The sequence below is a fragment of the Kitasatospora sp. NPDC032757 genome, assembly GCF_055579305.1.
On record NZ_JBVINN010000055.1, the window covers coordinates 1 to 13,095 of the forward strand.

Genomic DNA, 13,095 nt, shown 5'->3' on the forward strand with positions numbered 1-13,095 from the left:
GGGGGCGGAAGCCTGCGGCTTAAGCTCCCGCTGGCGCGGGAGCAGCGGTGCTGACGCACCGCCAGGTGCGGGGGTGCCGCCTACGGCGTCACCGTGCGTGGCGTGGCCTCGGCTGCGCCTCGGCGGGCGGTGGGTGGTTGGGGGAATTCGCCGATGGCGAATTCGTGGGCGCGGCACGCGCCGTTGGGGTGGGCGTCGGGCGTCGCTGCGCTCCGCCTTTCCGGTGCTTTTTGTCCTGGCCTACGGCCCGTCCAGTCGGTCGGCTTTCCCGCCTTGTTGGGCAGGTGTTTTCACGGCCCTACGGGCCGATTGACTGGCAGGGTTTCCCGGGCTGCGCCCGGGGGTGGGCGTTGACGATGTGACGCAGAATTCGGGTAGAGGCCCATCCCTCCGGGCGGGCGGGGTGCCGGCCGGGGCCTGCGGCCCTCGGCGTTGACGATGTGTCGCGGACTTCCGGTATCAGTCGCAACCCCACCCCCGGGGGCCCTCCCTCGGCCCCGGCCGGTGGCCGGTCAGCCGCCTGGTTGCTGGGCTGGCGGCCCATCCGGCGCCCCCGGAGCGGGGCCTGCGGCCCTCGGAAGCAACCTCCGGGCACCGGCTCCGGCCCGGCCTTCCCGGCCCGGGTGGCGGGCCCTCACGGGCGCCCCGGACGGCGGCCCCTGACGGGCCCTCAACCGCAGACTCCCGGCCGGAATCCGAAGCGAATCCGGCGGCGTTTCCCCGACTTCCGTACAGCCCTATCCTACTGGTTCCCGGACGGGCGCGGGACGCGAACAGGCAACCTCGCGGCAACCGTCCATTCCGGCTCTATCCGGCCGCACTTCTGGCAGGAATGCGAATTACCTTCCACTCACTTTCAAGCGGAAATCAGAACACCTTTCGGGGCGCAGCGGCGAGGAATCGCATTCAGGTATCTCTGAAAGGGGCCTACGGCCCTCCATGCCGACACGGCGACCGCCCTTCCAGACCGCCCAGGAAATCCCGCCCAGCGTCAACCGAGCAATTCCCGGTGCGGCGACACCGAACCGAACACCGGACCCGGACGGCGGCCAGGAGGGCGCAGCGGGGCGCGGCACCGGGCGGCCAGGGCGGGCACGGGCACAGCGGCCGGACGGCCGCTGCGGGCGCAGCGGGACGGCCTGGCGGCCGACCAGAACGGCAGCCAAAGCCCAGCTGCGGAGGCGGAGTACGGCTGCCAAAAGGATCAGGCAGGCGCCGGGTTCGGCAAGCCGGCGAGAGCGGCAGCCTGATCGCCGGTCAGCTCGCCTGCTTCGTCTAGTGCTTCGCCCAGAACGAGTACCTCTGCCCAATGCAGGTCGAGGACGTCCTCGACCTGGTTGCCGAAGTAGAGGTACGTCCAGAGCAGTCTCGCCGGGTCATCGCTCTCAGCTAGCGCCCGGAGACTCGGGACTGCCGCATCGCGGTCGTGCAGGGCACCCATCTCTGCCGCCCACCCTCGGTCTTGGGTCCAGAGGCCGTTGTCCCGGAGCCAGCGCTGCTCGGCTCGCTCCCCGGCGGCCAGCTGCTTGACCAGCGCCGAGTACGCCAGCTCATTGGGGCCCGGGCTCATAGTGCCTTCCAGCTCCAGCCGCGGCCCACAGCCCACGTCCCGGGTGTGCTCGACGATCTCGACGCCCTGGACGTGCATCCCGACGTGAAGAGCGACCACCGTGTGGCCGGCCTCGTGTACGGAGACGGCCCTCCGGTAAGTCGCGTGGTCGAGCCCCGGCACGTGGCCGTGGCAGCACCAGTCCGCGGGCTCAGGGTGCCGCGAGTACGTCTCACGGCCTCCCTTGAGCGTGGTCGGGTAGAAGACCAACCCGCTCTGCCCGTCGGCAGGGGGCGTGCTCACCACGAAGCTCCTCTCTCCCGGCCGCTGAGACCGGGTCATCGTGCGCGGATACGCACAGACCAGCGTCCGGGGCCACACGAGAGTTCCTGTGGGCAGGCCCCGGCGAGGCACGGTGGAAGGGCATGGCCGGCGCCCCAGCCCAGCGGGCAGCAGCACAACACCGGTCCGGACGGCGGCCGCCCGGCGGCGCCCAGCCCGACCCCACCAAACCGAACACCGGCCCCGCCGCCACCCCCGGCCACCGAAATTCCGACCCGAATTCAAACCACCACCGGCAACCAATCCGCCAAAACAACCGGGCGGAATACCCGGCGGAATTCACCCCCGAAAACAGCCCACAACACCCGGCCCACCCCCGAACAGGCCGACCCGACCCCCCGACCCCACCCGCCACCACACATAGTCACCAAACCAGCCGACCACCCACCCCCGCCCATCACCCCCAACAGGTCCAACCAAAGGTCCAGACAACGCGGCATGCGAGGCCAAAACACACCCACCACAACCAACAGGTCACACCCGACGGCCCCCTCGCCGGGTAGAGCTTCGCGTGCAGCACCCGCTCCTCCCACCACGGATCGTCTGGAGTGGAGACCAGCGCGGCCACCAGCTCGCGCTTGGTCGGGACCGGCAGCATCAGCGGGCCCAAGTCCTTTGCGGCGCGGGCCTGTACGCACTCCGGGCACTCCAGCCGGTCCGACCGGGCATTCTCCCGCAGCTCCAGCTTCGAGCCCTCCTTCCCCCCGATCGAGCCCCGGCACGTCCAGCACGGACGCAGCTGCGCGTTGGCCGCGCGGGCGATCTGGGGTGCGTTCTTGATCGACATGCCGAGAGTAGGCGGGCGGGGCGGGAAGAAGAGAACTGCCTTCGGGTTCTGCGGTTCTCCGCGAGGCTGGGGGTCATGGTTCCCGGGATCTTCCGTGTGTCTCCTTTCGCCGGCGAGACGGTCTCCTCGTTCCTTGGGCGGGTCGCCGCCCGCTACGGCCTGGCCGACGCTGCCCTTCTGACGTCCTGGCAGTGGCATGGCCACCGGCCGCGGCACGAGGGCGGTGTGCTGCGGGCGGATGCCGAGGTGCTGCTGGATGGGGCCGGACGGCGGGTGCTGGCCGGGTTGTGCGGGGTCGGCGAGGAGGTGTTGGGGCGTGCGTTGCCGGCGTGGGGGCTGGACGACGAGAAGCTGGCCTCGCGGGCGGGTGGGAGCGGCCCTGGGGCGGTGTGGCGGGTGGGCGGTTCGGTGGTGGGGCCGGTGGCGTTCGGGTGCCGGTCGTGTGCGGCCCGGCGGTCCGGGGAGCCGGTGCGGGTGGTGCGGTACGCGCAGCGGTGGGAGCGGGTGTGTACGCGGCACTGGCGGTGGCTGCTAGACGCGGACGCGGACCAGGCGCTGGAGTCCCTGGACCTGCGTGGCCTGCCAGAGATCTGCGAGGCGCAGCGGCGGTGGGCGGGGGTGGTCCGTCGGGCGGTGCGGGCGGGGGTGGAGCCTGGGGAGGTGTTCTCGGTGGCGTGGGCGGTGGTGTGCCGGTGGTGGGATCTGGCGTTGGAGTGGCCGGACGAGCGGGTGTGGCCGGCTCGGCTGCACGCCCTGGCGGGCGGGGAGGCGGGCGGGGACTTCTGGCGGTGGCGGGCGGTGGCGCGGGACGCGGCCGTCTTCCCGGAGGCGGTGGAGGTCGCAGCCGCGCTGCTGAATCCGGTGATGGCCGATCTGATCTGGCAAGACAGCGGGGCCGGGCGGCCTCGGGCACTGCCGGCGGACGGGGCGTTCTGCCGGCGGCTGGGCGAGCGGGTGGGACGCCCGTGGCTGGGGCCGCTGGCTGCGGTCGACTACGGCGGGCCGCTGATCGCCTGGATGGGCGCGGTGATCCGCCGACGCCGCGGCGTGGCCGTGCCGCCCGGTCACCGGGACGGTCTGTGGTGGGTGCGCCAGGAGCTCCAGCCGCCGGGCATGGCCGCGCAGCTGCGGGCGCTGACGAAAGAAGCCAGGCTGCCGGGGTCAGGGACGGCGTGGCGCTCGGCGGTGGCGCCCGAGCGTCGCATGCTGATCGACAACTTGCTGGACGACGCACAGGAGCAGCTGATCCAGCTGCGCGGGGCGCAGCGGGGCAGCAGTACGGAGGCCGCCGAGCGGCTGCTGATGGGCCTGGGCTACAGCATCACTCGGCTGCAGGAGGCGGTACGGGAGGTCGCGGAGGCGGCGGTGGAGGCCGGAGTGCGGCACGGGGACGTGGCCGCGTGGGCGGGGCTGTCCCCGGGCGCGCTCGCCAAGGTGCTCGGGACTGGAGGAGGGGCTGGGCGGTAGAGGTTTCGGCAGGTTGATGGGGGCGCCTCGCCGCGTCCGGGGCGCAGGTCGGGCCGTGGGGCAGTCGCTGTGTGAGGTGTACCGGGCTTGGGCTCGGTCGGTGGGGTGTGGGCCTGGGTGAGAACGCGGGAGCCCTCTACCGCACCAGGTCACGAGGTGGGGTAGGAACGGCGAAAGCGGTTCGCGTGAGCGTGTGTGGTGGGTTGGCTGAGAACCGTGAGCGATGTGGACGGTGTGGCCGGGGCGAGTGGATCCGCGGGCCCGGTGGATGTGGATGGGCGGGCGGGGTTCGAGGCGGTGTTCCTCGACCCGGTCGGCCGGGAGGTGCGGCAGCGGTGGGAGGACGCCTGTGTGGCGGTGGCGTTCGAGGACCTGGCGCCGGTGTCCGCGTTCCCGGTCGTGCCGGGGCGCAGATGGGGGCCGGGGCTGTGGTGGTCGGCGACCACCGGGCGGCACGTGGTCGCCGGGTCGAACGCGATGCGCGCCCAGCTGATGGTCCTGGACCGCGACCCGTTCGTGGTGGGGCTGGCAGGGCGGCCGGCGCGGCTGGTGTGGCGCGACGGGCGGGGCCGGGTGCGCTCGTGGGTGCCGCAGCTGTTCGCCCGGTACGCGGACGGCACCGCTGTGCTGGCCGACTGCCCCGGTCATCCGGAGGCGGGCGGTGAGCGGGCGCTGAGCGCCGCGCAGGCGGCCCGGGCGGCGTGCGACCTGGTCGGCTGGCGCTATCGGCGGCTGGAGACGCTGGATGCGGTGTTCGCGGCGAACCTGAGGTGGCTGGCCGGCTACCGCCACCCGCGCTTCCGGGGCCGCCCCGAGGTAGCGGACGCGCTGCTGGAGGCATTCGCGCGGCCCAGGCCGCTCCTGGAGGGCGTTCAGGCGGTCGGCACCCCGATGACGGTCCTGCCCGCTGTCTTCCACGCCCTGTGGCACGGCCAGTTGGCGGTCTCTCTCGAACGCCCGTTGCACCAGGGCGTCCTCGTCGGCCCGGGACGCGTACGGACCGAGGCGGGGAGCAGCGGGACAAGGATGGCTGGGGTGGCGGGCGGTTTCGGCGGGGGTGGGCTGTGAGTGCGGGGGCGCAGCGGCGTGGTGGGCGGCCGGTGGTGTCGGTCGGCGGGCAGGTCTGCTTCCGGGGATTGCGCTGGCAGGTCGTCGGCCTGGCCGGCCAGCGGATCCACCTGGTTGCCGAGGGCCGGGACGAAGTCGTGCTCGCCGGGCACCTGTTCGCCGACCCCACGTTCGCCCTCGTCGGCCCCGAGGCCGGCGGGAAGGCGCAGGCGCCGCCGCTGTGGGGCCTGTTCGAGACCGCTCCGGCGGCGGCCAGGGAGCGGGCGCTGGCGTGGCGGCGGCACATCCGCGAGGTGGAGACCGGCCACCCCGACGGGGCGGGCGCGGGCTATGTGGCCAACGAGCGCTACGACCCCGAGCGGTACACGCTGGCGCAGCGGGAGCAGGCCAAGGCCGAGGAGCTCACCGCGCTCGGCTTCGGGCGGATCTCGCGTTCCACGGTGCAGAAGATGCGGCTGGACTACCGCAAGCAGGGCCTGTGGGGGCTGGTCGACCACCGTTCGACCCGCGGGCCCAGCCTCGCGGGGCGCACCGACGAGCGGGTCGTGGCCGCGGTGAAGGAGGCGATCCGGCGCCGGCGTGGCCGCTCCAAGGGAACGGTGAAGGCGCTGTTCCCCGTGGCGGCGCGGATCCTCGTGGAGCGGCACGGAGACGCGGTGGCGATGTGCTCGCAGGCCACCTTCTACCGGCTCGTGGCCCAGATCACCGACCCGCGCGACGGCCTGCACGGGCGCGGCGACGGTGTCCCCGGGCCGCGGGAAGGACGGGCGTTCACCCCGACCGTTGCGCTGCGCCCGGGCGAGCAGGTCCAGGTCGACACCACCCGCCTGGACGTGCTGGCCGTCTTCGAGGACGGGACCCTGGGCCGGCCCGAGCTGACGATCGCTGTCGATGTCGCCACGCGCTCCATCCTGGCCGCCGTCCTGCGCCCTCACAGCACCAAGGCCGTCGACGCCGCCTTGCTGCTGGCCGAAATGGCCGTCCCGCACCCCGCCCGGCCCACCTGGCCCGCGGTGCTGCGCTTCGCCCGCTCCTCCATCCCTCACCGGGAGGAGTTGATGGCAGTCGACGACCGTCTTGAGGGCGCTGCGGCGCGGCCGGTGGTGGTACCGGAGACGATCGTCGTCGACCGCGGGAAGATCTACCTCTCCGAGACGTTCACCGCCGCCTGCCAGAGTCTCGGGGTCAGCGTGCAGCCTGCCCCGCCGCATGCGCCGACAGCGAAGGGATCGTGGAGCGGACGTTCGGGTCGATCAACACGCTGTTCTGCCAGTACCTGCCCGGCTACACCGGCTCCAACGTCACCGAGCGTGGCCGCGATGTCGAACAGCACGCCTGCTACAGCGTCACGCAGCTGCAGGACCTCCTCGACGAATGGCTCGTCCACTGGCACCACCGTCCCCACAACGGCCTGCGCCACCCCGTGCTGCCCAAGGCCAAGCTGACGCCGAACGAGATGTGGGGCGCGCTGACCGCCGTCGCCGGGCACGTCCCGCTCCCGCTATCGGGGCGGGACTACCTCGAACTGCTGCCCGTGCGCTGGCTCACCATCAACGACCACGGCATCCGCCTGGGCCAGCGCACCTACGACCACGACCTCCTCGGCCCCTACCGCGGCCAGCCCTCTCCCGTCGCCGCCCGGGCCGGCCGGTGGGAGGTCCACCACAACCCCCACGACCTGCGCCAGATCTGGGTCCGCCTGCCCGACCGAGACGACCTGGTGGAGATCCCCTGGATCCACCGCGACCACGTCCACCATCCCTTCGACGACCGCACCTGGGCCCACATCCGCACCACCGCCCTTCGCCGCGGCAACCACGACCAGCACGAGGCCGACCTCGCCCAGGCCCTCGACGACCTCCAACGCCGCAGCAGCGCCGGCCACGCCACCCGCACCGAACAAGCCCTCCTCACCCGCGCCATGCCCGCCCGCATCCCCCACCCCACCAGAACCGGCGACGACGCGGCACACCCGGCACAGCCGGGGCGGGAAAACCGCGCGGGCACACCAAGACGGCCAGACGCGGCCGGACGAACCGCGCACCGCCCCCGCGCCGGGGGCGGTGCGGGCACGCGCGGCGCGGACACGGACGGCTGGGAGGACACCGAGAGCCTGGACGCCCTGGACACCGAACCCGACACCGGCGAGTCGAGCGACGACCACGACGAGGACGACGACGGTTGGACCGACGAGTGGAGCGGCGGGCAGCCCAGCAGCCGCTCCCCCGCCCCGCCCTACACCGGCCTCGGCCTGTGGAACGCCCACCAGGAAGCCGAACGATGGTGAACACCGCCCGCAACCACGCCCCCGGGCCCGACAACGGCCGACGTCACCACCACTACCGCCCCGGACCGGCAGCGGCCTCGACAGGCCAGAGGCGGGCGCAGCCGGGCCGTGCCGGAGCGTTGCGCGGCCGTGCCGGGGCCTTGCAGCGCTGCCGACCGCGCCACCGAGCGCTCCCCGCAACCGCCGAGGCCGCCAGAGCTGGGAGCACGGCGCCCGGTCAGAGCCCCCACACCGAGTGCCGGCACGCTCCAGCACCCGCGGGCACCGGAGAAACAGGGCACCAGCGATGAACAACACCCGCACGAACACCGCCGACACCACGACGGAGCCGGCGCAGGAGACGCCGTACGCGGTGGACACCTGGCATGGCTTCCAGACCTTCGCCACCACCCCCGCCCCCGCGCCACCCGCGCCCGGAGAGCCGCAGCGCAGTATCGAGGAGCGCCTGGCCTACCACTCCGCGTTCGTCACCGTCCGCACCCCCGCCATCGACACCCTCGCGCTCACGGTGCGGCGTCTGATGCTGCTCGGACGCCACCAGCGCACCACCGCCCGCCCCAGCCTGATCCTCACCGGCCCCGCCGCCACCGGGAAGACCACCGCGCTCCTCGAGGTCGGCCGCACCTGCCACCTCGCCCACACGCGCCAGCACCCACCCACGCCCGGACAGCAGCCGGTGGTGCCCGTCGCCTACGTCCTCGTCCCCCCAGGGGCGAGCGCCAAGACCCTGACCGCGGGTTTCGCCCGCTACCTCGGCATCCCCGTCACCGCCCGCATGACCCAGGCGCAGCTGATGCAGGCCGTCTGCCACACCTACAACACCGCCGGTGTGCGTCTGGTACTGATCGACGAGATCCACCGCCTCAACCCCCGCACCACCACCGGCGCCGAAGCCGCCGACCTGTTGAAAGACCTCACCGAACGCATCGGCGCGACCTTCGTCTACGCCGGCATCGACGTCACCGGCACAGCGTTGTTCAGCGGGGTCCGCGGTGCTCAACTCGCCGCCCGCGCTTCCCTTGTGGAGACCGGTGCCCTACCCGCCCGCCTCGGCGCCCGCCGCCCGTTCACCGACCTCGTCACCGACCTGGAAGCAGCCCTCGACCTCCAGCGCCACCAGGCAGGCACCCTGCCCCGCCACGCCCCCTACCTCCACCAGCGCACCGCCGGACGCATCGGCAGCCTCGCCCGCCTCATCCGCGAAGCCGCCCTCACCGCGATCCTCGACGGCACCGAACGCATCACCAAAACAACCCTCGACGCGGTGCGCCTGGACCACCAAGCAGAAACCCACCCCCGCCCCCACTCCCGCGGACGGGTCCGATAACAATCCCGGCCGGCTGAGAACCCCTCAAGACCAGTGAGAACACCACCCCGGACAGCCAAGACCCGCCCGCTCGCACCCGACATAAGCCAAGAAAACCCCGAGATCAATAAGAACGGCCCGCCGGCGAACATCCGGACAGCCCCCGAGACACCCATCCTGACCAGGCAAACAGTCCTGACCAGCCACAACCCGAAAACAGCCATTAGCGCACGGTGAAACCCTCAACACCGGCCACCACACTCACAAAACCCACGACATCCCCAGCTCACACCCACCACCTAAGCCCACCAACCCCCACACGCCCGTTCTCACTCCACCAACAACACCCCAGCCCACCCACCACCCCACACCCCAACTACACCCCCCTGAAACCTCATCCAGCTTCGAGCCCTCCTTCCCCCCGATCGAGCCCCGGCACGTCCAGCACGGGCGCAGCGCGGCGTTGGCCGTGCGGGCGGCCTCCAGCCGTTCTTCGGCCTCCTGTTCCAGGCGCTCCTCGCGGTCCTGGTGGCAGGGCCAGCAGCGGCCGCCGGGGCGGCGGGTCCACTCGACCTGTCCCTCGAGGCCGTACTCCCAGGTGCTCTCCTCCTCGGGAACGTCGCCACAGTCGATGCAGACCAGGGAGTCCATCAGCTCCTGGTGGGCCTCGTGCTCCTCGTCCTCGCGGGCGGCCTGGCGCAGGTCGTAGGCGGCCCGGTTGTTCGGGTTCTCCAGCGCCTCGATGAGGGAGTGCCGGCCCGAGCGGCCGAAGCGCCACCACACCGGCCCGAGCGGCCCGTGCTCGGCCAGCAGCTCCAGGGTGGTCGCGACGATGGGCACGGCGTCGTCGTACTCGCGCCACCCGTCGTCGTTGTAGTCGCGGACCTCCCTGCACCACCGGCCGCGCCGGCAGTCGGCGGACAGGTCCGCGACGGCCTGCTGCCGGTTGGCCAGCGCGACCGCTCCGGCGTCGGTGACGACCAGGGCGACGGGTGGGTACCCGGCGCGGGTGTGGCCGGGGTAGGCGCGGCGCCACCAGTGCACCGTCCGGTCGGCCGGCTCCTGGTCGGCGAGGGCCGGGTCGTTGTCGCGGACCTTGGTGCGGAACAGCTCGCGGTAGGCGGTGAACTTCGCGGCGACCCTCTCAGTGGCCATGGTGGAGCGGTCGACCTCCACCATCAGCACCGGCACCCCGATCTCCGGGGCCTGCCACACCCCGTCCGGACGCACCTTGCGCCGCCCGCCCGGCAACGTGAACTCGACCTCGGTCGACCAGGAGCGCACGGTGCCCACCCCGCCCGCGGCCCCGGGCGCGCTGCCGCCCAGGACGAACGCGAGCACGGTCTCGTTGACCGCCATCGCGTGCTGGGCACCGGAGCGTCCGGCGCCCCGGGCCGTGCCTCCCATCTCCGAGCGGACCATCCCGAGCACCGAAGCGGCCGCGTCCAGCCCGGCAGCGCCTTCCAGCCGCCACGTCTTGTGCCGGTCCTTCGTGTTGCCGTCCGAGGCCACCAGGCCGTGCAGCGCGAGATCGCGCAACGCCTGCCGGATCACGGTGTTCGACGCCGCACCGGGGCGCAGCAGACGCTGGAGCTGGTCGGCGGTCGCGACCTTGAAGACGCCGAGCGCACCGAGGACATCGGCCCGCAGCGCGCTGGTCGAACCGTTCGGGTTCGCAGACCCGCGCCGGAACGCGACCCGACCCGGCCGCTGCGGCGCTCCTCAGATCTATCTCAACTTCAGTTTCGATGCTGGCAGTTCGGCACAGAACTCGTCCATGACAGCGTTGGATTGGGGAACTGTCCCTGCGTGGGCGAGTGCAATTTTGACCAGCGGCTCGCTACTTCTGGGCTTCTATATCCTCCTGCGCGACCGTCGGAAGGAGGAGAAGGAGGAAGCCCGAAAACTCGTCTTCAGTGTCCGTCCGTCGGGCGGTGAGCATGTGGTCCTGGTGACCAACGTGTCGGACCGCCCCTTCCTGTCCGTCAGCATGTTCAACGCCGATCAATGGCATACGGACGATCAGGCGGGAGACGATCCAGAGGGGCCGCTCCTGTCCGGCCAGTCTCGGAGGTACGTACACAGCGGGACGGGCTCGAGTGCTCTGGCCGCCCGATTCCAGGATGCAGACGGCCAGAACTGGGTCAAGGTCTTCGACGGTCATCGGTTGGTCCGATCTCCAAGTGACGGGCTGCTCGCACACCATTTCGAGCATCAGTTGACGGCTGAGATCCGTCGGACTGATCAGCTTTCGGCCTCACAACAGCAAATCCGCCGGTGGGACCAGGTGAAGTACCGCCTCTGGAGAAGAGCCGCCGGGCGGAGCTGACCGGCAAGTAGCTCGATCAGGTCGCCGCGCTCGGGCTCAACGGGCGCTGACCCAGCCGGGCCCGGCGCCCTCCGAGAAGCGCTCCAGGCCGTCTCTGCCCGCCTGCACCCGCTGCGTCCGAGGAACAACGGCGGCCGGGTCCGGCGGGGACGGCCTGGCGGCCGAGGAGCGGTCGGCCGTCGCCGAGTTGCTCGCCGCCGTCCCCACCGGCGCGGCCCGCCTCGAGGACCTGGTCGAGCACGGCCCCGCCGCCGCTGTGTGGCACCCGCTCGGTACCGAAGGCCGGCGCCCGTGCGGCTGGACCCAGCTGCAGGCCTGACCAGCGCCGTACCTTGATGCCCCGTCCGGGAGGGCCGGGCATCAAGGTATCCGGAGAGGCCGCCACCAATGCTTTGACCTGCGGTTTTTACCTGGCCGCCAAGGTATGGGGGCCGGTGGGGGGGCGGTCACCAAGGTATCTGGGACGCTCTCCAAGGTGACCATCAAGGTATCGAGGGTGCCTTCCAAGGTGCCCATCAAGGTGTGCACCCGGGCACTGGGGTGACCATCAAGGGATCCGGCCGGGGCCCGGGAGTGGGCATCAAGGTGGCGGGACGCTGGCCGGGGTGACCATCAAGGTGACCCGTCGGCACGGGCACGGCAAGGGTGGTGACCGGTACACGGCGAGGCCGGGCCGGGATCTCCAGCTCGGGGTGGGCGACGACCAGGTGCTCACCGCGTACGTGGTGCGCAGCCCGGCGGCGGCGAGGTGGGATTCGAGCATCAGGGTTGTGGATCTGGCGGGCGTGCCAGCGGATAGGAGGCGTCGGTCACCGCCGGGACCACGCCGGGCAGGCCGGCCGATGCCACGTCCTGCGAACCACCGTCCTGTGCTCTGGGCAACAGCCGCTACTGCCGGAGCCGGGTGTTAGGCAGTGCCAGGGCGGCATACCGTCCGGCCAGCCCGGCCGAGGAACCAGCGGGCCGGCGAACGTATCCACAGGCGGCGTCGGTGATCATTCTCCCGGCGCCGTCGATTCGTCAGTCCTGGGCTGACATTGCGGCGACTTCCATGCGTGTCCTGCCGCCTGAAGGACTGCCGGGCCGACACGCCTGTCGTGGATCGGACGGATGAATCTGCGGCCACGAGCAGAGGTGGGCGACCACGAACGGGTACCGCTGTCGGCAGGATCCGAAAAGAGGGTGAGCCGTGAGGCGTGCGCTGATCGTGGTGGACGTGCAGAAAGACTTCTGTGAGGGCGGCAGCGTTCCCGTGAAGGGCGGCGCCGACCGCGCCACGGCCATCGCCGACCTGGTGCGACGTTCGGCGGGCAGCAGGTACGCGCATGTCGTCGCCACGCGGGACCACCACGTCGACCCGGGCGGCCACTTCTCCGACCGGCCGGACTTCTCCACCTCGTTCCCCGTTCACTGCGTGGTCGGCAGCGAGGGCGGCAACTTCCATCCGAACTTCGCGCCCATCGCGACGGACGGCGCCGTCGACGAGGTGTTCTACAAGGGCGCACACTCGGCCTCGAAGAGTGGCTTCGAGGGCTCGACCCAGGACGGCATGCTGCTGGCCGACTGGCTGCGCGCCCGCGACGTCACCGCGGTGGACGTCGTCGGCATCGCCACCGACCACTGTGTGAAGGCCACCGCGCTGGACGGCGCCCGGGCCGGCTTCACCGTCCGCGTCCTGCTGGACTACACCGCCGGCGTCGCCGCCGACAGCACCCGCACCGCCCTCGACGAGATGCGCCATGCGGGCGTCCACCTGACCGGCCGCCCCGTCGTGCTCTCCTGAGCAATCCTGAGGCCTACACGACAAGCAAGTCGTCGATGCTCGTCCCGGTTCCGGCTGCTCCCATCGCGAGCTCCCAGGCTGCGCGCACCCGTTCGCAGTAATGGCACGCCCACGTCCGGTGGACTACTCCTGACATGGCGCCTTGCCGGGGCGACGCTTGCGTGGCCCCGCTTTTCT

10 protein-coding genes are annotated in these 13,095 nt (G+C 71.9%); 7 read left to right on the top strand and 3 right to left on the bottom strand.

Annotated elements, in window-relative coordinates:
* Window positions 1-1,204: 1,204 nt before the first annotated feature.
* Together ACZ5WK_RS36500 and ACZ5WK_RS36505 are read right to left on the bottom strand one after the other, a co-directional pair.
* A complete protein-coding gene (locus ACZ5WK_RS36500) occupies window positions 1,205-1,891 on the bottom strand; it encodes a hypothetical protein (protein WP_465554252.1) in 687 nt (228 codons plus the stop codon).
* Between the two features lie 397 nt (window positions 1,892-2,288).
* A complete protein-coding gene (locus ACZ5WK_RS36505; protein ID WP_465554254.1) occupies window positions 2,289-2,678 on the bottom strand; it encodes a hypothetical protein in 390 nt (129 codons plus the stop codon).
* A 96-nt stretch (window positions 2,679-2,774) separates the two neighbouring features.
* Between ACZ5WK_RS36505 and ACZ5WK_RS36510 the strand changes: the two genes are divergently transcribed.
* The 5 genes from ACZ5WK_RS36510 to ACZ5WK_RS36530 all read left to right on the top strand — a co-directional run bounded on the left by ACZ5WK_RS36510 (window position 2,775) and on the right by ACZ5WK_RS36530 (window position 8,827).
* Window positions 2,775-4,145: a DNA-binding protein gene (locus ACZ5WK_RS36510; RefSeq protein ID WP_465554256.1), complete on the top strand. Its 1,371-nt coding sequence runs from the start codon at window positions 2,775-2,777 to the stop codon at window positions 4,143-4,145.
* 225 nt (window positions 4,146-4,370) lie between these two features.
* On the top strand, window positions 4,371-5,213 hold the full coding sequence (locus ACZ5WK_RS36515) for a TnsA-like heteromeric transposase endonuclease subunit (RefSeq protein WP_465554348.1): 843 nt from the start codon (window positions 4,371-4,373) through the stop codon (window positions 5,211-5,213).
* Between the two features lie 32 nt (window positions 5,214-5,245).
* A complete protein-coding gene (locus tag ACZ5WK_RS36520) occupies window positions 5,246-6,658 on the top strand; it encodes a hypothetical protein (protein ID WP_465554258.1) in 1,413 nt (470 codons plus the stop codon).
* Window positions 6,637-7,500, top strand: a complete 864-nt coding sequence (locus ACZ5WK_RS36525; RefSeq protein ID WP_465554260.1) for a Mu transposase C-terminal domain-containing protein — start codon at window positions 6,637-6,639, stop codon at window positions 7,498-7,500. Before ACZ5WK_RS36520 ends, ACZ5WK_RS36525 begins: the two co-directional genes overlap by 22 nt.
* Window positions 7,501-7,852: 352 nt before the next feature.
* Entirely contained in the window at window positions 7,853-8,827 is a 975-nt protein-coding gene (locus ACZ5WK_RS36530; RefSeq protein WP_465554350.1) for a TniB family NTP-binding protein, read from the top strand.
* A 240-nt stretch (window positions 8,828-9,067) separates the two neighbouring features.
* On the opposite strand, the gene ACZ5WK_RS36535 is transcribed toward ACZ5WK_RS36530, so the two are convergent.
* Window positions 9,068-10,456: a replication-relaxation family protein gene (locus ACZ5WK_RS36535; RefSeq protein ID WP_465554352.1), complete on the bottom strand. Its 1,389-nt coding sequence runs from the start codon at window positions 10,454-10,456 to the stop codon at window positions 9,068-9,070.
* Here ACZ5WK_RS36535 and ACZ5WK_RS36540 point away from each other — a divergent pair.
* Window positions 10,362-11,135, top strand: a complete 774-nt coding sequence (locus ACZ5WK_RS36540; protein WP_465554262.1) for a hypothetical protein — start codon at window positions 10,362-10,364, stop codon at window positions 11,133-11,135. The genes ACZ5WK_RS36535 and ACZ5WK_RS36540 overlap by 95 nt on opposite strands.
* A gap of 1,189 nt (window positions 11,136-12,324) precedes the next feature.
* Entirely contained in the window at window positions 12,325-12,918 is a 594-nt protein-coding gene (locus ACZ5WK_RS36545) for an isochorismatase family protein (RefSeq protein ID WP_465554264.1), read from the top strand.
* The last annotated feature ends 177 nt before the right edge of the window (window positions 12,919-13,095 follow it).